The 18,187-nt window shown below is 71.0% G+C and carries 18 protein-coding genes; 15 read left to right on the plus strand and 3 right to left on the minus strand.

Features of this window, described 5'->3' with window-relative positions; all coding sequences use genetic code 11:
* Nucleotides 1–35: 35 nt before the first annotated feature.
* From ACFWN7_RS14235 to ACFWN7_RS14250, 4 genes are read left to right on the plus strand one after another with little or no spacing between them, the layout of a single operon-like run.
* A complete protein-coding gene (locus ACFWN7_RS14235) occupies nt 36–503 on the plus strand; it encodes a hypothetical protein (protein WP_376939481.1) in 468 nt (155 codons plus the stop codon).
* Nucleotides 497–742 (plus strand): helix-turn-helix transcriptional regulator, encoded by a 246-nt coding sequence (locus tag ACFWN7_RS14240; RefSeq protein WP_376939482.1) that lies wholly within the window; start codon nt 497–499, stop codon nt 740–742. Before ACFWN7_RS14235 ends, ACFWN7_RS14240 begins: the two co-directional genes overlap by 7 nt.
* Entirely contained in the window at nt 739–1,776 is a 1,038-nt protein-coding gene (locus tag ACFWN7_RS14245; protein ID WP_376939483.1) for an NAD(P)-dependent alcohol dehydrogenase, read from the plus strand. The genes ACFWN7_RS14240 and ACFWN7_RS14245 overlap by 4 nt, the downstream gene beginning before the upstream one ends.
* Nucleotides 1,773–2,741: an NAD(P)-dependent alcohol dehydrogenase gene (locus ACFWN7_RS14250; RefSeq protein ID WP_376939484.1), complete on the plus strand. Its 969-nt coding sequence runs from the start codon at nt 1,773–1,775 to the stop codon at nt 2,739–2,741. The genes ACFWN7_RS14245 and ACFWN7_RS14250 overlap by 4 nt, the downstream gene beginning before the upstream one ends.
* A gap of 13 nt (nt 2,742–2,754) precedes the next feature.
* Here ACFWN7_RS14250 and ACFWN7_RS14255 read toward each other — a convergent pair whose 3' ends face one another.
* Genes ACFWN7_RS14255 through ACFWN7_RS14265 form a run of 3 tightly spaced genes read right to left on the minus strand, consistent with a single transcriptional unit; the run spans nt 2,755 to nt 6,231 of the window.
* A complete protein-coding gene (locus tag ACFWN7_RS14255; protein WP_376939485.1) occupies nt 2,755–3,735 on the minus strand; it encodes a YeiH family protein in 981 nt (326 codons plus the stop codon).
* A gap of 9 nt (nt 3,736–3,744) precedes the next feature.
* Nucleotides 3,745–4,566 (minus strand): alpha/beta fold hydrolase, encoded by an 822-nt coding sequence (locus ACFWN7_RS14260; RefSeq protein ID WP_376939486.1) that lies wholly within the window; start codon nt 4,564–4,566, stop codon nt 3,745–3,747.
* Between the two features lie 24 nt (nt 4,567–4,590).
* Nucleotides 4,591–6,231: a dolichyl-phosphate-mannose--protein mannosyltransferase gene (locus ACFWN7_RS14265; RefSeq protein ID WP_376939487.1), complete on the minus strand. Its 1,641-nt coding sequence runs from the start codon at nt 6,229–6,231 to the stop codon at nt 4,591–4,593.
* 67 nt (nt 6,232–6,298) lie between these two features.
* On the opposite strand from ACFWN7_RS14265, the gene rsmI reads away from it, so the two are divergent.
* The 11 genes from rsmI (at nt 6,299) to ACFWN7_RS14320 (ending at nt 18,187) form a co-directional block, all read left to right on the plus strand.
* Complete coding sequence (gene rsmI, locus ACFWN7_RS14270) at nt 6,299–7,123, plus strand: 16S rRNA (cytidine(1402)-2'-O)-methyltransferase (RefSeq protein WP_376939488.1); 825 nt, start codon at nt 6,299–6,301, stop codon at nt 7,121–7,123.
* 149 nt (nt 7,124–7,272) lie between these two features.
* Nucleotides 7,273–8,352, plus strand: coding sequence for an NADP-dependent oxidoreductase (locus ACFWN7_RS14275; protein WP_376939489.1), 1,080 nt, complete (start codon nt 7,273–7,275; stop codon nt 8,350–8,352).
* 57 nt (nt 8,353–8,409) lie between these two features.
* Nucleotides 8,410–9,969 carry a methionine--tRNA ligase gene (metG, locus tag ACFWN7_RS14280; protein ID WP_376939490.1) on the plus strand — a complete coding sequence of 520 codons (1,560 nt, stop codon included), beginning with the start codon at nt 8,410–8,412 and terminating at the stop codon, nt 9,967–9,969.
* Between the two features lie 10 nt (nt 9,970–9,979).
* Nucleotides 9,980–10,942 (plus strand): TatD family hydrolase, encoded by a 963-nt coding sequence (locus tag ACFWN7_RS14285; protein ID WP_376939491.1) that lies wholly within the window; start codon nt 9,980–9,982, stop codon nt 10,940–10,942.
* Nucleotides 10,939–11,826: a 16S rRNA (adenine(1518)-N(6)/adenine(1519)-N(6))-dimethyltransferase RsmA gene (gene rsmA / locus ACFWN7_RS14290; protein ID WP_376939492.1), complete on the plus strand. Its 888-nt coding sequence runs from the start codon at nt 10,939–10,941 to the stop codon at nt 11,824–11,826. The genes ACFWN7_RS14285 and rsmA overlap by 4 nt, the downstream gene beginning before the upstream one ends.
* A gap of 52 nt (nt 11,827–11,878) precedes the next feature.
* Nucleotides 11,879–12,418, plus strand: coding sequence for a DUF4287 domain-containing protein (locus ACFWN7_RS14295; protein WP_376939493.1), 540 nt, complete (start codon nt 11,879–11,881; stop codon nt 12,416–12,418).
* Nucleotides 12,419–12,454: 36 nt separating this feature from the next.
* Entirely contained in the window at nt 12,455–13,387 is a 933-nt protein-coding gene (locus ACFWN7_RS14300) for a 4-(cytidine 5'-diphospho)-2-C-methyl-D-erythritol kinase (RefSeq protein ID WP_376939494.1), read from the plus strand.
* Nucleotides 13,388–13,492: 105 nt separating this feature from the next.
* Nucleotides 13,493–15,373 (plus strand): ABC-F family ATP-binding cassette domain-containing protein, encoded by a 1,881-nt coding sequence (locus ACFWN7_RS14305; RefSeq protein ID WP_376939495.1) that lies wholly within the window; start codon nt 13,493–13,495, stop codon nt 15,371–15,373.
* A gap of 221 nt (nt 15,374–15,594) precedes the next feature.
* A complete protein-coding gene (locus tag ACFWN7_RS14310; protein WP_376939496.1) occupies nt 15,595–16,491 on the plus strand; it encodes a MetQ/NlpA family ABC transporter substrate-binding protein in 897 nt (298 codons plus the stop codon).
* 8 nt (nt 16,492–16,499) lie between these two features.
* Nucleotides 16,500–17,528 carry a methionine ABC transporter ATP-binding protein gene (locus ACFWN7_RS14315; RefSeq protein WP_376939497.1) on the plus strand — a complete coding sequence of 343 codons (1,029 nt, stop codon included), beginning with the start codon at nt 16,500–16,502 and terminating at the stop codon, nt 17,526–17,528.
* Entirely contained in the window at nt 17,528–18,187 is a 660-nt protein-coding gene (locus tag ACFWN7_RS14320) for a methionine ABC transporter permease (RefSeq protein WP_376939498.1), read from the plus strand. The genes ACFWN7_RS14315 and ACFWN7_RS14320 overlap by 1 nt, the downstream gene beginning before the upstream one ends.

Genomic DNA, 18,187 nt, shown 5'->3' on the forward strand with positions numbered 1-18,187 from the left:
GCTTGACACATGGTCAAAGGTGTTTTACCTTGGGAATGTCAGGTTTTCTTTACACGGGAGTGGGCGCCGGCATGTCGTATGAAGAGAAGGGCACCTGGGTCTACCTCGTCGTCGCGGTCACCGGGTCCGCCGTGTACCTGTCCCTCGTCCTGCCCCAGTTGCTCGGCGGTGTGCCGGTCGACGAGATCGACTACGTGCCGGCGATGCTCTGGATCATCGGCGCGGCGATCGTCGCATCCATCGTGCTGCGCATCCTCGTCGAGATCGTGGTCCCCAGCGGGAACACCCGCGGCGACGTGCGCGACCGGGAGATCGACCGGCTCGGTGAGCGCGTCGGCGGCGCATTCGTCGTGATCGGCGCGCTCGTCGCGCTCGTGCTCGCGCTGTTCGAGGGCGGCTACTTCTGGATCGCCAACGTGATCTACCTCTGCTTCGTGCTCTCGGCGATACTGTCGAGCGTCACGAAGCTCATCGCCTACCGGCGTGGGGTTCCGTCGTGGTGAAACCGACCCGCGTCACGAACGACATCCGCTCGCTGCGCTTCCGCAACGGCGAGATGACCCAGGCCGACCTCGCCGAACGCATCGGCGTGACCCGTCAGACCGTCATCGCCATCGAGCAGGGGCGCTACTCGCCCTCGCTCGAGATGGCCTTCCAGATCGCGCGGATCTTCGGGGTCCCGCTCGACGACGTCTTCCAGTACCCCGACGCGCCGCCGGTCGAGGAGGGAGCAGCATCATGAGAGTCGCAGCCTACGAGCGGTACGGACCGCCTGAGGTGGTCGCCGTCTCCGAGCGGCCTGAGCCGGTGCCCGGCGAGGGACAGGTGCGCGTCCGCGTGCACGCCGCGGTGGTCGGCTCGTCCGACAGCGCCGCGCGATCGGGCACGCCCTGGTTCGCCCGCCTCGCCTTCGGGCTCCGAGCGCCGAAGCGCCACGTGCTCGGCTCCGAGTTCGCGGGTGTGGTCGACGCGGTCGGCCCGGGCGTCACCCGGTTCGCGGTGGGCGACCGGGCGTTCGGTGCCACGGGCATCGACCTCGGCGCCCACGCCGAGCACGTCCTCGTCGCCGAGTCGGGTGCCGTCGTGCGGCTTCCCGACGAGGTGGGAATGGCGGATGCCGCGGCGATCTGCGACGGCGCCCTTACCGCGTTGCCCTTCCTGCGCGACGCCGGGCACGTCCGACCGGGCGACCGGGTGCTCGTGAACGGCGCCTCCGGAAGCGTCGGCGCCGCCGCCGTGCAGCTTGCGAAGCACCTCGGAGCGGAGGTCACCGCGGTCTGCGGTCCCACGCACGTCGAGCTGATCGGGCGGCTCGGCGCCGACCGCGTGATCGACTACACGCGCGAGGACTTCACGCAGGCGCGCGGCGAGTACGACGTGATCTTCGACGCCGTCGGAAAGAGCACGTTCCGCCGATGCCGGCGTGCGCTCCTGGCCGGCGGCTCATTCCTCACGACGGTGCCCTCGTGGGCGATCATGTTCCAGCAGCTCACCTCGAAGCTCGGCAGCCGCCGCGCCGTCATCATGTTCACGGGCCTCCGGAAGGACGCCGAGAAGCTGCCCGACCTCGAGGAGCTCGGCACGCTCGCCGCCGCCGGTGGCCTCCGTCCGCCGATCGAGCGGGTGCTGCCGCTCGAGCAGATCGCGGCGGGCCATCGGATCGTCGACTGCGGGCACAAGGGCGGCAGCGTCGTCGTGACGATGGCGCCGGCCGAGCATCGTGCCGGGCCGTCGAGGCCCGCGGCATCCGGTCGCATGACGGAGCCGGCGTCGTGAGGGCGATCGTGGCGCACCGCTACGGCGGTCCCGAGGTGCTCTCGGTCGCCGAGGTCGGCGCGCCCGTGCCCGGTGACGACGAGGTGCTCGTCCGCGTGCGCGCCGTCGGCGTGAGCGCCGGCGACGCCCTGGTGATGCGCGGAGAGCCGCGGGCCGTGCGCCTCGCGTTCGGGCTGCGACATCCGAAGCAGCCGATCCTCGGTCGGGATGTCGCGGGCGAGGTCGAGGCCGTCGGTGCGGCCGTGACGCGGTTCCGCGTCGGCGATGCCGTCTACGCCGAGTCCGACCAAGGCGGTTATGCCGAGCTCGTCGCGGTGCAGGAGCGGTTCGTGGCGCTGCGGCCGGCCACCGTCGACGTGATCCACGCCGCGGCAGTCCCCGTGTCGGGCACCACCGCGCTGCAGGGGCTGAGGCTCGCCGGAGTGGTGCCGGGGCAGCACGTGCTCGTGAACGGCGCGTCGGGCGGCGTGGGCGGGTTCGCCGTGCAGCTCGCCAAGGCGATGGGCGCCGAGGTGACCGGCGTCTGCCGCGCCGCGAAGGCCGACCACGTGCGCGCGATCGGCGCCGACCAGGTCATCGACTACACGACCGAGGATTTCACGGCCGGCGGGCCCCGCTACGACGTGATCTTCGACCTGGTCGCCGATCACCCGCTCGATCGCGTCCGCCGCGCACTCGCTCCGCGAGGCACGCTCGTGCTCTCGTCGGGGAAGGGCGGCAAGGTCTTCGGGCCGATCGGCCGCATCGTCCGGGCTTCCGTTGCGTCGCCGTTCGTGTCGCAGCACCTCAGGTCGCTCGCCGCCAGGCGGAACGGCGACGATCTCGCCGAGCTCACCCGCCGCATCGAGGCGGGCGAGGTCGCACCGGTCGTCGACGAGGTGTTCCCGTTCGAGCGTGCCGCCGACGCCGTCGCGCGTCTCGAGTCGGGCGCGGTGCGCGGCAAGGTCGTCATCCTGGTGGGCTGAGTCGACCCAGCACTCATCCGAGCAGCACGGCGCCGTACGCGAGCGCCGCGACGAGCACCCATGACGTGAGGCCGACGACGAGCGCACGCCAGCCCGTGGTCGCGAGCTCCGCGAACCGGATCGACGCGCCGAGCGCGAACAGCGCCGTCGCGAGGAGCGCCGTCTGCACGACGTCGGCCCCGGTCAGCAGCCACTCGGGCAGCGGCACGAAGGTGTTCAGGAGCATCGCGGCCACGAACCCTGCGATGAACAGCGGCACGATCGCCGGCGGCGGCCCCGACGGCGGGGTCGCGCGCCGGCGCTCGACCGCGGCCGTGATCGCGACCATCGGCGCGAGCATGAGCACGCGGGTGAGCTTCACCACGACCGCGACCGCGAGCGCCGCCGACCCTGCGAGCTGGGCGGTGGCAACGACCTGGCCGACGTCGTGCACCCCGGCTCCGACCCAGTGCCCGAATCCAGTGGCCCCGAGGCCGAGCGGATGCCACAGCGCGGGCAGCACCGCGATCGCGAGCGTGCCGCACAGGGTGACGAGCGCGATCGGCACCGCCTGCTCCTCCTCCTCCGCGCGCACCGTCGACGCCATCGCCCCGATCGCGGATGCGCCGCAGATCGCGAACCCGCTCGCGACGAGCACCGGCTGGTGCCCGGGAAGGCCGAGGGCGCGGCCGAGCCCGATCGTGCCCGCGAACGTCAGCACCACGACCGCGACGGTGGTCGCGATCGAGATCCAGCCGAGCCCGGCGATGTCGACGAGGCTGAGCTTCAGGCCGAGGAGCACGATGCCGAGACGCAGGAGGCTCCGCGCCGAGAACCGCAGCCCCGGCGCGAGCGAGCCGGTGAGCGCGGGCCGCAGCGCCGGCACCTGCCCCACGACGATGCCGAGCGCGACCGCCGCGGTGAGGATCGGCACGGCCGGAACCGCGAGGTGCACGAGCCACGAGACGAGGGCCGCGGATGCCGCGACGACGAGTCCCGGCATCCGTTCACGCATCGTTCAACGCTAGCCGACGGCGCGCGTGCCTCCGGTGATGTGGCGATCGACGAAATCGAGCACCGCCTCGCCGGCGGGATCGATGAGATGGCCGCCCGGGACACGGGCGAACTCGGCCGACGGGATCAGCTCGGCGAGTCGCGCAGTGCCGCGGCGGAGCGGCTCGGGCGAGTCGGTCGCGGCGACGATGAGGGTGGGCGTGGCGAGTGCTGCGAGCTCCGCTGCGTCGAATGTCCGCGGCCGGGCACTGAGGTCCATGCCGGCACCGTGCAGCTCCGCGCGCGTGCCGTCGTTCGTTCCGGCGAACATCTCCCGCAGCGCCGCCGGCAACGCGTTCCAGGTCGCATCGCCGAGCGCATCGCGGATGACCGTCTCGGCGACGATGGACGGGTCGCGTGCTTCCGCGTCGAGCACGCGGTGGCGCAGGGCGTCGGCCCAGGCTCGGTCCGCGTCGTCGAGCGTGAACACGGCGGGTTCGAGCAGCACGAGGGCGCGCACGGCGCGCGGTTCACGGATGGCGAGCTCGAGCGCGATGAGGCCCCCGGTGCTGCGCCCGATCACGATCGCCGGGACGGCGTCGAGCGCATCGAGCAGGGCGAGGGCATCGTCGACGTGGTCGCGGAGGTCGACGGGCACGGCCGCCGGTTCGGTCGGGCTCCGGAGGAATCCGCGCCGGTCGTAGGTGATGCAGCGGCCGTGGCGGGCGAGTTCTGCCGCCGCGGGCTCCCACATGACGGCGGAACTGGGCGTGCCGTGGAGTCCGAGGATGGGAACGCCCTCGCCCCCGACCTCGACGTGCAGTTCGGCCGCGTTCACGGTGATGCGAGGCACGATGTCAGGCTACCCCGCGGTCGCTCAGGTGACCCAGCTCGGCGCCCAGAAATGCAGCTGCCGGAACTCGGGCGTGACCGGGATCCCCGTCCAGATCGGGTAGTAGAACACCGACACGAGCACCACGAAGCCCAGGAAGACCGCGACGGTCGCGATCCCGCGCTGGCGTCGCCACCTCACGTCGTCGCGACGCCCGAGGATGAGCGCGATCACGGCCGCCAGGGCGAGCATCGTGTAGGGCTGGAACGCGATCGAATAGAACTGGAAGATGGTGCGGTCGAGGTACATGAGCCACGGCAGGTAACCGGCCGCCAGGCCGAGCAGGATCGCGCCGGCCTGCCACTCCCGGTACCGCGCGAGCCGGTAGACGAGATAGACGGATGCCGCGGCCGCCGCCCACCAGATGAGCGGGTTGCCGATGCCGATGATCGATTCCCAGCACGTGTCGGCGCCGCATCCGCCCGATCCGTCTTCGACGGCGCGGAAGTAGATGTTCGTCGGCTTGAACATGATCAGCCAGGTCAGGGGGTTCGCCTGCGAGGGGTGCTCGCCGTGCACGCCGATGTGGTACGTGTACGCGGACTGGTGGTAGTGCCACAGGCTCTGCAGCGAGTGCGGCACCCATGCGAGCCACCCGCTCGCCTGGTTCGCGGCCTCGTCGGCCCAGTGCCGGTAGTACCCGCCGTCGGAGACGAGCCAGCCCGTCCACGAGGCCAGGTACACGGCCGCGGCCACCGGGACGAGGAGGAGGAAGGTCACGGGGCCCTGCTTCAGCACCGAACCGGTGAGCCAGAACGGTACGCCGGCCCGCCGACGCGCGAGGGCGTCGACCACGACGAGGTAGAGACCGAATGCCGCGAGGAACCATGCGCCCGACCACTTCACCGCGCAGGCGGCCCCGAGCGCGGCGCCCGCGGCGACGACCCACGGCCGTGTCCAGATCGCCGGCCCGTAGTGCGGATCCCGCCCGCCGGCCCGGGCCTCGTCGAGCCGCTCCTCGAGCACGCGCTTCGCGTGCGATCGGTCGAGCAGCATGAACCAGAACCCGAGCAGGGCGAAGAACATGACCCAGTTGTCGAGCAGCGCCACGCGCGACATCACGATCGCGTTGCCGTCGACGGCGAGGAGCAGTGCCGCGATGACCGCGACGATCGTCGAGGGCCAGAGCCGGCGTGCCACGAGGGCGAGGAGGAACACCGCGAGCGTGCCGGCGAGTGCCGTCGACGCGCGCCACCAGAATGCGTCGCCAGCGCCGAAGGCGGCCATGCCGAGCGCGATCATCCACTTGCCGAGCGGCGGATGCACCACGTAGGCGGGATCGTCGAGGAAGATGCCCGTGTCACCGCGCGCGAAGTCCTCATCCGCACCCTCGGGCCAGGCCGATTCGTAGCCGTTCTGGAGGAGTGTCCAGGCGTCCTTCACGTAGTACGTCTCGTCGAAGACGATCGTGTCGGGCTGCCCGAGATTCCAGAACCGCAGTACCCCGGCGAGGAGCGTCACGAGGATCGGGCCGCCCCAGTACCAGAGCGCGCGCCTGCGCGGAGTGGCGAGCATGCGCGCCCACCATGCGTCGAGGCGCGTGCCGCGGGGCTCGGGCGAGGGTTCGACGTGCTGGTCGTCGGATGCCGCGGGGTGCGCACCGGCCGCGTCGGTCACAACACCCATGTGCCCCAGAGTAATCGGCAGTCCGGCCAGTCGACCGGCGTTTCCGCGGATGCGACACACTGGAGCCATGATCATCCTCGCGGCGACGCCCATCGGCAACCTCGGCGACGCGTCGGCCCGACTCCGCGAGGCACTCGAGCAGGCCGCCGTCGTGGCATCCGAGGACACCCGGGTGACGCAGCGCCTGCTCGCGGGACTCGGCGTCGAGAACCGGCCGCGGCTCATCGCCCTGCACGAGCACAACGAGCGACAGAAGGCGGCCGAGCTCGTCGAGCTCGCCCGCGACGGCGACCTCCTCGTGCTGAGCGACGCGGGCATGCCGACCGTCTCCGACCCGGGATTCCCCCTCGTGCAGGCCGCGGCGGCGGCGGGCGTCGACGTGACCGCGATTCCCGGGCCGTCGGCGGTGATCACCGCGCTCGCCGTGTCGGGCCTGCCGACCGACCGGTTCGCGTTCGAGGGCTTCCTGCCGCGCAAGGCGGGCGAGCGCGCCCGCCGACTCGCCGAGCTCGCGGGCGATCGCCGCACGCTCGTGTTCTTCGAGGGCCCGTCGCGCCTCGCCGCGAGCCTCGAGGCGCTCGCCGAGGCGTTCGGCGCCGAGCGGCCCGCCGCGGTGTGCCGCGAGCTCACGAAGCTCCACGAGGAGGTGCGCCGTGGCGGGCTCGCCGAGCTCGCCGTGTGGGCGGCAGGGGGAGTGCGCGGCGAGATCTGCGTGGTCGTCGGCGGCGCCGAGGAGGAGCGGGCGGATGCCGCGACCGCCCTCGACCGCGTGCTCGGGCTCGCGGCATCCGGAACCCGGCTGAAGGACGCCGCGGCGATCGTGGCCGCCGAGACCGGCCTCGGCAAGCGCGACCTCTACGAATCGGCGCTGGCCTCCCGGAGCACCCGTTAGCTCAGCCTCGGCAAGCGCGACCTCTACGAATCCGCGCTGGCCTCCCGGAGCACCGGGTAGTCGCCGCCGCCCTGTCGGTTCGCTCCCGGGTGCGGGACAATGGCGGTATCGAACAACGGTGCAGTACCGCTCAACGGTGGAGGTGCCCCATGGCGCATGCGGTCCGGTACTCCGGTTTCGGCGGGCCCGAGGTGCTCGAAGTCGTCGAGGTGCCGACGCCCGAACCGGGTGAGGGCGAGGTGCTCGTCGAGGTGTTCGCCACAGGGCTCAACCCTGTCGAGAGCGCGATGCGGCGCGGCGAGCATCCCGAACGCTGGCCGGTCGAGTTCCCCGCCGCGCAAGGCCACGATCTCGCCGGTGTGGTCATCGCGACGGGTCCGGGCACGTCCCGCTTCTCGCGCGGCGACGAGGTCATGGGGTTCGTCGAGCGCGGCGCCCAGGCGACCCACGTCGCGGTCCCGGAGGCCAACCTGCTGTCCCGACCGCCGGCGCTCTCGTGGGAGGTCGCCGGATCGCTGCACACGGCCGGCACGATGGCGTGGACCGCGGTCGAGGGGCTCGGACTCGGCCCTGCCGACGTGGTGGTGATCACCGCGGCCGCGGGCGGCGTCGGATGCCTCGCCGCGCAGTTCGCACGCATGAGGGGTGCGACCGTCATCGGCACGAGCGCAGAGGCGCGCTTCGATTTCCTGCGCCAGTTCGGGGTGCTCCCGACCTCGTACGGCCCTGGGTTGGCCGACAGGGTGCGCGTTCTGTCGTCGCACCCGATCACCGCGTTCCTCGACTTCCTGGGCGGCGAGGTGCCGGAAGCCCTCGCCCTCGGAGTGCCGCAGTCGCGCATCCTCACGGTGCTCGACTGGGAGGCCGTCGACACGCACGGCGTCGCGAAGATCTACCCCGGCGACGTCGTCGCGCTCGGACGGGTCGCGGCCCTCGCGGCCGCCCGACGCATCCGCCTGCCGATCGCAGACGTGTTCTCACTCGAGTCGGTCGCCGACGCGTACCGCGCGCTCGACAAGCGCGAGGCGCCCGGCAAGATCGTGCTCGGGCTCCGCGTCGTCGACTACCCGGGCCAGCGGGTGAAGGAACCCGATATCAAGGAGCAGGACGTCACGCTCGGCGTGCCGACGCCGCACGCGCACGTGGACGTGGAGGAGGCGGTGCCGCCCGCGATCGGCGACGGCAGCGTGCGCCGCCGGCACCGGGAGGAGCACGAGCGGGAGGCATGACCGGGCGCGGCCGCAACACGGACGAAGCGGCATCCGCTCGCCCGTAGGATTGACCGCATGGCCGACGCCTCCTCGTTCTATATCACCACGCCCATTTTCTACGTCAACGACGTGCCCCACATCGGGCACGCCTACACCGAGGTGGCTGCCGATGTGCTCGCGCGCTGGCACCGTCAGGCGGGCAGGGACACGTGGATGCTCACGGGCACCGACGAGCACGGCCAGAAGATCCTCCGCACCGCGACGGCGAACGACGTGACCCCGAAGGAGTGGGCCGACAAGCTCGTCGCCGAGGCGTGGAAGCCGCTGCTCGCGACCATCGATGTCGTGAACGACGACTTCATCCGCACGACCGATGAGCGCCACGAGCTGAACGTCCAGAAGTTCCTGCAGAAGCTCTACGACGACGGCCACATCTACACGGGCGAGTACGAGGGCTACTACTGCGTCGGTTGCGAGGAGTACAAGCAGCAGGCCGAGCTCGTGCCGGGCAGCGGGGAATACGAGGGGCAGTTCGTCTGCGCGATCCACTCGAAGCCCGTCGAGTTGCTGCACGAGAAGAACTACTTCTTCCGCATGTCGGCGTTCGCCGACAAGCTGCTGGCGCTCTATGAGGAGCTGCCCGAGTTCGTGCAGCCCGAGTCGGCGCGAAATGAGGTCGTCTCCTTCGTGAAGCGAGGCCTCGCCGACCTCTCCATCTCGCGGTCGACGTTCGACTGGGGCGTCAAGGTGCCGTGGGACGAGTCGCACGTGGTCTACGTGTGGTTCGACGCACTGCTCAACTACATCACCGCCGTCGGCTACGGGCAGGACGACGCCGAGTTCGCCCGCCGCTGGCCTGCCCAGCACGTCGTCGGAAAGGACATCCTGCGCTTCCATGCCGTGATCTGGCCTGCCATGTTGATGGCCGCGGGCCTGGACGTGCCGAAGGGCGTGTTCGGCCACGGATGGCTCCTCGTCGGCGGCGAGAAGATGTCGAAGTCGAAGCTCACGGGCATCGCGCCCGAGCAGATCACCGAGACGTTCGGCTCCGACGCGTTCCGCTTCTACTTCATGTCGGCGATCCACTTCGGCCAGGACGGCTCGTTCTCATGGGAAGACCTGGCCGCCCGCTATCAGGCCGAGCTCGCGAACGGCTTCGGCAACCTCTCCTCGCGCGTCGTCGCCATGATCATGCGGTACTGCGGCGGCGAGGTGCCGACGGCCTCCGAGCGGTCGGCCGCCGACCACGAGATCGCGGCGATCGAGCAGCGTGCGACGGATGCCGCGTGGTCGGCCGTCGATCGTCTCGCGATCCACGAGTCGATCGCGGCCGCGTGGGAGCTGGTCGACGCCCTGAACGGGTATCTCACGGTGGAGGAGCCCTGGACGCTCGCGAAGGACCCGCACCAGCGCGCCCGCCTCGAGACGGTGCTCGCCACCGCGTACCACGGCCTCGGCACGCTCGCCGTGCTGCTCTCGCCGGTGCTGCCCAAGGCGACGGCGAAGCTGTGGACGGCGCTCGGCGCCCCCGGCACCGTGCAGGGGCAGCCCATCGACCGCGCGAACGAGTGGGCGGTCGGCACGCAGGTCGCGCCGCTCGAGGCGCTGTTCCCGCGCGTCGAGGTATCCGAGTGAGCGACGGGCGGTGAGCGAGCACCTGCGTTCCCGCACCGACCCTTCGACAGGCTCGGGGACCAGGCAGTACCCGCCGCCGCCCGAGCCGCTCGCCGTCGGCGTGTACGACAACCACACGCACCTCGAGATCGCCGATGGCCCCCCTTCGGCCGGCTCAGGGACTCCGTCGGGCTCGGGGACCGTCGGCATGTCCGTGCACGAGCACCTCGAGCGCGCGGCATCCGTCGGCGTCCTCGGCGCCGTGCAGGTGGGCACGGATGTCGCGACGTCGCGGTGGTCGGCCGAGGTCGCCGAGCGCGAACAGCGCCTGCTCGCCGCGGTCGCGCTGCACCCGAACGAGGCGCCCCTGCTCGAGGCCGCCGGCAGGCTCGACGATGCGCTCGCCGTGATCGACGAGCTCGCGGCGCGGCCGCGGGTGCGGGCCGTCGGCGAGACCGGCCTCGACTTCTACCGCACCGGCGAGGGAGGTCGAGGCGCGCAGTTCCGCTCGTTCGAGGCGCACATCGAGATCGCGAGCCGGCATGGGCTGGCGCTGCAGATCCACGATCGCGACGCGCACGACGACGTGCTCGCGACGCTGCGGCGCGTGGGCGCGCCCGAGCGCACGGTGTTCCACTGCTTCTCGGGCGGCGAGGAACTGGCGCGACTCGCGAGCGACGCGGGGTGGTACCTCTCGTTCGCGGGGAACGTCACGTTCAAGAACGCCGAGAACCTCCGTGAGGCGCTGCGAATCGCGCCGCACGATCGCATCCTGGTCGAGACGGATGCCCCGTACCTCACGCCGGCGCCCCTGCGCGGCCGGCCGAATGCGCCGTACCTCGTGCCGCACACGATGCGCTTCATGGCCGAGGTGCTGGGCGCCGACCTCGACGAACTCTGCGAACAGGTCGCGTCGAACACGCGGTCGGTGTACGGACCGTGGCATGATGAGCCCGTGTCGGGGGCACCGGAGTCTGCAGGGGGCCGGCGATGAACGCGCATCGCCATGCGGCCGAGGGCCCCGAGAGCGCACCGCGCCTCCTCGGGCCGGCCGAGATCCGCGACCTCGCCCAGCTCCTCGACGTCACGCCCACGAAGAAGCTCGGGCAGAACTTCGTGCACGACGCCAACACCGTGCGCCGCATCGTGCAGATCGCCGGCGTGCAGCGCGGCGAGACGGTGCTCGAGATCGGCCCCGGGCTCGGCTCGCTCACCCTCGGGCTGCTCGAGGCCGGGGCATCCGTCATCGCCGTCGAGATCGACGGGCGGCTCGCCGAGCAGCTGCCGCACACCGTGCGCGTCATGCAGCCCGGCACCTCGCTCACGGTCGTGCACGCCGACGCCCTGCGTGTGACCGAGCTGCCGGGCGAGCCGGTGCGACTGGTCGCGAACCTTCCGTACAACGTGTCGGTGCCGGTGCTTCTGCACCTGTTGGAGCACATGCCGTCCATCCGGTCGGGCATCGTCATGGTGCAGGCAGAGGTCGGTCATCGGCTCGCGGCGGAGCCCGGCTCGAAGGTGTACGGCGCACCGAGCGTGAAAGCGGCGTGGTACGGCACCTGGCGCACGGCGGGCCACGTCTCGCGCATGGTGTTCTGGCCGGTGCCGAACGTGGACTCCGTGCTCGTCGGGTTCGAGCGTGACGACGAACCCGGCACCGAGGCCGAACGACAGGCGACGTTCGCGCTCGTCGACGCCGCGTTCGGGCAGCGTCGCAAGATGCTGCGACAATCGCTCTCGGGCGTGCTCGGCGGCACGGCGGCGGCGGCGGCCGCGCTCGAGCGCGCGGGCGTCGACCCCCAGGCGCGCGGCGAGCAGTTGCAGGTCGATGACTTCCTCGCCATCGCGCGGGTGGCGGCCGCCCCGATCGAGGCGTGACGGCGCACGGATCGCCCTTCCGCGGCATCCGCGCCCGCACTACCGTGGTCACATGGACGTGCCGGTCGGGAGCAATGCCGAGGGTGTCGGCGACGAGGCGGTCCTCGCCGCGACGGGCAGGGGCCGTGACGAGTGGTTCGCCCTGCTCGACGAAGCGGGCGCCGGGGCGTGGAAGCACAGGCAGATCGCGTCCTGGCTCGTCGGCGAGCACGGCGTCGACGGCTGGTGGGCGCAGGGCATCACCGTCGGATTCGAGCAGGCCCGCGGCATCCGCCGGCCGGGTCAGCGGCAGGACGGCACGTTCGAGGCGAGCGTCAGTCGCACGGTCGACCTCGGCACTGCCGATGCGCTGCAGGCGCTGGCCGACGTCGTGGGGGCCGAGCTCGACGCCGAGCCGCTCGCCCTGAACCTCACCGCGAAGCATCCCACCGCGAGGTTCCCGCTCGACGGCGGCGAGTTCGTGCTCGCCTCGGTCAGCCCGCTCGCGAACGGCCGCTCGTCGATCGGACTCACCTGGGGGAGGATGCCCGACGGCTCGCGGCTCGCCGACGTCAAGGCCAGCATGCGCGGGTGGCTGCGGACGGTCGGTTGACGGGGTTCCGCCGTGCCCGTGGGATAGCGTGACAGCATGACGATCGCGGCGACGGACGAGGCAGTGCACGTTCGAGCGCCCGGCAAGATCAACCTCCTCATGCGCGTCGGCGAGGTGCAACCCGACGGGTACCACGACGTCGCCACCGCCTACCAGGCGGTGTCGCTGTACGAAGAGGTCAAGGCGTGGCCCGACGACGAGTTCAGCGTCACGTTCAGCGGAAGCGTCGACACGTCGGGCCTGCCGACGGATGCCTCGAACCTCGCGATCCGGGCGGCGAAGCTGCTCGCCCGCACCGCGGGGGTACCGGGCGGCGTGCACCTCGAGATCGAGAAGCACGTGCCGATCGCCGGAGGCATGGGCGGTGGTTCCGCGGATGCCGCGGCCACCCTCGTGGCCTGCGACGCGATGTGGGGCACCGTGCTCGCCAAGGAGCAGCTGCATGCCCTCGCGGCGAAGCTCGGCGCCGACGTGCCGTTCGCGCTGTCGGGCGGCACCGCGATCGGCACCGGTCGCGGCGACCGGCTGAGCCCCGCGCTCGCGACGGGGTCGTTCCACTGGGTGCTCGCGCTCGCCGAGTTCGGGCTCTCGACGCCCGGCGTGTACCGCGAGCTCGATCGCCGGCGCGGCGAGGTGCCACGGCTCGACGCCGTCGACTCGCCGCCCGTGGTCGACGCCGCGGTGCTCCAGGCGCTCCGCGCGGGCGACCCGCGGCGCCTCGCCGATGCCCTCCACAACGACCTCCAATCGGCCGCGCTCGGCCTCGCGCCCGGACTCGCCGGCATCCTCGAGCTCGGCGAGGCGCACGGTGCGATCGCCGGGATCGTCTCGGGTTCGGGGCCGACCGTCGCGTTCCTCGCCGACGACGCCGACTCGGCGCTCCAGCTGCAGATCGCGCTCTCCGCGGCACGCCTGAACGCCGTGCACGTGCACGGTCCCGTGCACGGCGCTCGGATCATGTACGCGTAGCATGGCTCGCTGAGATCGTCGAAGCGCGCCGGATCCCTTCGACGAACTCAGGGAACGCGGCCCTTCGACGGGCTCAGAGACCGGCGGGCTAGGCTCGAATCCGACATGGCACACCTCCTCGGCGCCGAGCGCCTGCACCTCGAGTTCCCGACGCGCACCGTCTTCGACGAGGTCACCCTCGGCATCGACGAGGGCGACCGCATCGGCGTCGTCGGACGCAACGGCGACGGCAAGTCCACCCTGCTGAAGCTCCTTGCGGGACGGCTCGAGGCCGACGCCGGGCGGGTCACGCGCCGCCGCGGCATCCGGATCGGCATGCTCGACCAGGCCGACGTGGTCGACCCGGGCCGCACCGTGGCGGAGGCCGTGGTCGGCGGAATCGAGGAGCACGTGTGGGCCGGTGACGCGAAGGTGCGCGACGTCATCGCGGGCCTGCTCGCGGATGTCCCGTGGCAGGCGCAGGTCGCGAGCCTCTCGGGCGGGCAGCGTCGCCGCGTCGGCCTCGCGGCCCTGCTCGTCGGCGACTGGGACGTCGTGTTCCTCGACGAGCCCACCAACCACCTCGACGTCGAGGGCATCGCCTGGCTCGCGCGGCACCTGAAGCGCCGGTGGGCGACGGATGCCGGTGCCCTCGTCGTCGTGACGCACGACCGCTGGTTCCTCGACGAGGTGTGCACCGGCACCTGGGAGGTGCACGACGGCATCGTCGAGCCGTTCGAGGGCGGGTACGCGGCGTACGTGCTGCAGCGGGTCGAGCGGGATCGGATTGCCGCGGCATCCGAGGCCAAGCGGCAGAACCTCATGCGCAAGGAGCTCGCGTGGCTGCGCCGCGGCGCCCCCGCACGCACCTCGAAGCCGAAGTTCCGCATCGAGGCGGCGAACCAGCTCATCGAGAACGAGCCGCCCGTGCGGAATCCGGTCGAACTCAGCCGGCTCGCGGTGTCACGGCTCGGCAAGGACGTCGTCGACCTGCTCGGCGTGTCGGTCGTCTACCCTTCGACGGGCTCAGGGCACGGCCCTGTGACGGATGCCGCGCCGGGCGCGCCTGCGACGCGCACCGTGCTGCACGACCTCGAGTGGCGCATCGCGCCGGGGGAACGCACCGGCATCCTGGGGGTGAACGGCGCGGGCAAGTCGACGCTCCTCGGGCTCGTGACCGGAGCGGTGCAGCCGACGACCGGACGCGTGAAGCACGGCAAGACGGTGAAGATCGCAACCCTCAGCCAGGAGCTCGCCGAGCTCGCCGAGTGGGCCGACGAGCGCGTCAGCGCGGTGATCGCCGAGCAGCGCACCGCGTACACGATCGGCTCGGGCTCGAAGGCGGTCGAGCTCACGCCCGGGCAGCTGCTCGAGCGGCTCGGGTTCACGAGCGCGCAGCTCTCGACGCCGGTCAAGAACCTCTCGGGCGGTCAGAAGCGTCGCCTGCAGCTGCTGCTCATCCTGCTCTCGGAGCCGAACGTGCTCATCCTCGACGAGCCCACGAACGACCTCGACACCGACATGCTCGCCGCGATCGAAGACCTCCTCGACTCGTGGCCGGGCACCCTCATCGTCGTGAGCCACGACCGATACCTCATCGAGCGCGTCACCGACCGGCAGTTCGCGATCCTCGACGGGCACCTGCGCGACCTTCCGCGGGGGGTCGAGCAGTACCTCGAGCTGCGCCGGCAGGGCAAGCTCGCAGAGCCTGTCGAAGCGAGCCGGGTGCCTTCGCCGCTGCTCCCTTCGACGAGCTCAGGGAGCGGGGGGTCCGCTGCGCTCGCCGGGGCGGAGCGCCGCGCCGCCGAGAAGGAGCTCTCGTCGATCGACCGGCGCCTGGAGAAACTGCAGGCGCAGATCGCCGAGCAGCACGAGCGGCTCGCGCGCCACGACCAGAGCGACTACGTGGGACTCGGGGAGCTAGGCGACGAACTCGGGCGACTCGAGGCATCCGTCGCGGAGCTCGAAACCCGGTGGCTCGAGGTGTCGGAGGCCCTCGAAGGCTGATCGCCTCGCAGCATCCGCCGATTCGCAGCAATCTGCTCGAAGGAACTGTGACGTGGCGTGACTCCTGCGTCATGAGGCCGAAGATCGTTCGCATATCGTGGAGATGCGCCCGCGCTCGCGGCATCGAAGCCCCCACCGTTCACCGACCGTGGCGGAGCCATGCCTGCTCCACGCTCACCAGCACCCCGATCGCGGCGCGCTCACGCGAAAGGGAACCCCGAATGTCACGCACCACCACCAGGCTCTTCGCCGCTTTGGCGACCGTCCCGCTCATCGCCGGCCTCGCCGCGTGCGCTGCGCCCGCCGCGGGCGAGGGCGTGTCCGACGACGTCGTGAAGATCGGGGTCGTCGGCAAGAGCGACCCGCAGTGGCCCGCGTTCGAAGAGGCTGCGGCCGAGGCAGGCATCACCATCGAGATCATCGACTTCGCCGACTACGCGCAGCCCAACCCTGCCACGACCGAGGGCGAGCTCGACCTCAACCAGTTCCAGCACATCGTCTACCTCGCCGACTACAACGTGTCGGCCGGCGAGGACCTCGTGCCGATCGGCTCGACGGCGATCTACCCGCTCGGTCTCTACTCGACGAAGTACGACTCGGTGAAGGACATCCCGGCGGGCGAGACCGTCGCGGTGCCGAACGACGCGTCGAACCAGGCGCGTGCGCTCCTCGTGCTGCAGTCGGCCGGCCTCATCGAGTTGAAGAGCGGCGGCAGCATCTTCTCCGACCTCGCCGACATCGACGAGTCGACGTCGAAGGTGAAGGTCACCGCGCTCGAGGCGTCGCTCACTCCGACGTCGCTGCCCGACCTCGCCGCGGCCATCATCAACAACGACTTCGTCGAGGATGCCGGCCTCGCATTCGAGGATGCCATCGCGCAAGACGACCCGAGCGACCCGAACGCCCTGCCCTACGTGAACATCTTCGCCACCCGTTCAGGCGACGCCGAGAACGAGACGTACCTGAAGCTCGTCGAGATCTTCCAGACCGATCCCGAGGTGCAGGCGGGCCTCATCGAGTCGTCCGGCGGCACCGCCGTCTCCGTGAAGACGCCCGTGGGCGACCTCGTCGACTCGCTCACCGAGGTCGAGGCCGATACGAAGGCTGCCAAGGGCTAGGAGCACCCATGGCGCTCGTCGCCCTGCGGAACGTCACGAAGACGTATCCCACGCCCGAGAAGACTGGCTCACCCGTCGTCGCGATCGACGACGTCACCCTCGAGGTCGAACCCGGTGACGTGTACGGGATCATCGGCTATTCCGGCGCCGGCAAGTCCACGCTCGTTCGCCTGGTGAACGCGCTCGAACCGGCGACATCCGGAAGCATCGAGATCGACGGCCTCGATATCACGGCCCTGCCCGAGCGGGAGCTGCGTCGCATCCGGCTGGGCATCGGCATGATCTTCCAGCAGTTCAACCTCTTCGATTCGAAGACGGTGTGGGCGAACATCGCCTATCCCCTCAGCGTCGCAGGCCGGCCGAAGGCGGAGATCGCAGCTCGAGTCGGCGAGCTCCTCGATTTCGTGGGGCTCGACGACAAGGCGCGGAGCTACCCCGACCAGCTCTCGGGCGGTCAGAAGCAGCGCGTCGGCATCGCCCGCGCGCTGGCCACGTCGCCCCGGCTGCTCCTCGCCGACGAGGCGACGAGCGCGCTCGACCCCGAGACGACGCAGGAGGTGCTCGCGCTCCTGAAGCGCGTGAACCGCGAGTTCGGGGTCACGATCATCGTCATCACCCACGAGATGGACGTCATCCAGTCGATCGCGACGAAGGTCGCGGTCATGGACGGGGGTCGTGTCATCGAGCACGGCGACGTGTTCGACGTGTTCTCGAACCCGCAGAACGCGTCATCCGAGCGCTTCGTCGCGACCGTCGTGAAGGGCGTCCCGTCGCCCGCGGAGCTCGCCGTGCTGCGGGAGCGGCACGAGGGCCGCATCGTCACGATCTCGTTCCGCGACGGCGACGCCTCTCAGGCATCCGTCTTCCTCGAACTCGCGAACGCGGGGCTCGAGTTCGAGCTCGTCTACGGCGGGATCAACGACATCCGCGGTCGCGCGTTCGGCCACCTGACCCTCGCGATCAGGGGTGCGGATGTCGCGACGGATGCCGCGCTCGCGCGGATCGCCGAACGGGTCGACGTGACGGAGGCGGCCTGATGGATCGTCTGCTCGAGCTTCAGGGCGAGTTCTGGGTCGCCGCCGTCGAGACGCTCTACATGGTGACGCTCACGCTGCTCTTCGGCGGCCTCGCGGGGCTCCTGCTCGGCATCGCGCTCTACACGACGCGACCCGGCAGCCTGCTCTCGAATCGCACCGTGTTCACCGTCGTGAACGTGGTCATCAACTTCTTCCGGCCGATTCCGTTCATCATCTTCATCGCCGCAGTGCAGCCCCTCTCGCGCCTCGTGATCGGCACGGGCATCGGCAACAATGCACTCATCTTCGCCCTCTCCCTTGCCGCATCGTTCGCGATCGGCCGCATCGTGGAACAGAACCTGCTCACCGTGTCGCCCGGCGTGATCGAGGCGGCGCGAGCGATGGGTGCGGGGCCGTTCCGCATCCTGCGCACAGTGGTGATCCCCGAGGCACTGGGACCGCTCATCCTCGGCTACACCTTCGTGCTCGTCGCGATCATCGACATGACGGCGGTGGCCGGATACATCGGCGGTGGCGGCCTCGGAACATTCGCTCTCGTCTACGGCTACCGTCAGTTCGAGCCGATGATCACGTGGGCGGCGGTCTTGCTCATCGTCGTGTTCGTGCAGGCTGCGCAGTTCCTCGGCAACCGGCTGGCGCGGAAGGTGCTCCGCCGGTAG

Origin of the sequence: Agromyces sp. NPDC058484 (genome assembly GCF_042720415.1) — a bacterium.
Classification (GTDB): Bacteria; Actinomycetota; Actinomycetes; order Actinomycetales; family Microbacteriaceae; genus Agromyces.

Bases quoted from the DNA above. Each gene is read 5' to 3' on its own strand.
- ACFWN7_RS14295 (WP_376939493.1), top strand. From the start codon at position 11,879: ATGGACGTGCCGGTCGGGAGCAATGCCGAGGGTGTCGGCGACGAGGCG.
- ACFWN7_RS14275 (WP_376939489.1), top strand. From the start codon at position 7,273: ATGGCGCATGCGGTCCGGTACTCCGGTTTCGGCGGGCCCGAGGTGCTC.
- rsmI (WP_376939488.1), top strand. From the start codon at position 6,299: ATGATCATCCTCGCGGCGACGCCCATCGGCAACCTCGGCGACGCGTCG.
- metG (WP_376939490.1), top strand. From the start codon at position 8,410: ATGGCCGACGCCTCCTCGTTCTATATCACCACGCCCATTTTCTACGTC.
- ACFWN7_RS14265 (WP_376939487.1), bottom strand. From the start codon at position 6,231: ATGGGTGTTGTGACCGACGCGGCCGGTGCGCACCCCGCGGCATCCGAC.
- ACFWN7_RS14245 (WP_376939483.1), top strand. From the start codon at position 739: ATGAGAGTCGCAGCCTACGAGCGGTACGGACCGCCTGAGGTGGTCGCC.
- ACFWN7_RS14255 (WP_376939485.1), bottom strand. From the start codon at position 3,735: ATGCGTGAACGGATGCCGGGACTCGTCGTCGCGGCATCCGCGGCCCTC.
- ACFWN7_RS14300 (WP_376939494.1), top strand. From the start codon at position 12,455: ATGACGATCGCGGCGACGGACGAGGCAGTGCACGTTCGAGCGCCCGGC.
- ACFWN7_RS14315 (WP_376939497.1), top strand. From the start codon at position 16,500: ATGGCGCTCGTCGCCCTGCGGAACGTCACGAAGACGTATCCCACGCCC.
- ACFWN7_RS14235 (WP_376939481.1), top strand. From the start codon at position 36: ATGTCAGGTTTTCTTTACACGGGAGTGGGCGCCGGCATGTCGTATGAA.
- ACFWN7_RS14310 (WP_376939496.1), top strand. From the start codon at position 15,595: ATGTCACGCACCACCACCAGGCTCTTCGCCGCTTTGGCGACCGTCCCG.
- rsmA (WP_376939492.1), top strand. From the start codon at position 10,939: ATGAACGCGCATCGCCATGCGGCCGAGGGCCCCGAGAGCGCACCGCGC.
- ACFWN7_RS14305 (WP_376939495.1), top strand. From the start codon at position 13,493: ATGGCACACCTCCTCGGCGCCGAGCGCCTGCACCTCGAGTTCCCGACG.
- ACFWN7_RS14320 (WP_376939498.1), top strand. From the start codon at position 17,528: ATGGATCGTCTGCTCGAGCTTCAGGGCGAGTTCTGGGTCGCCGCCGTC.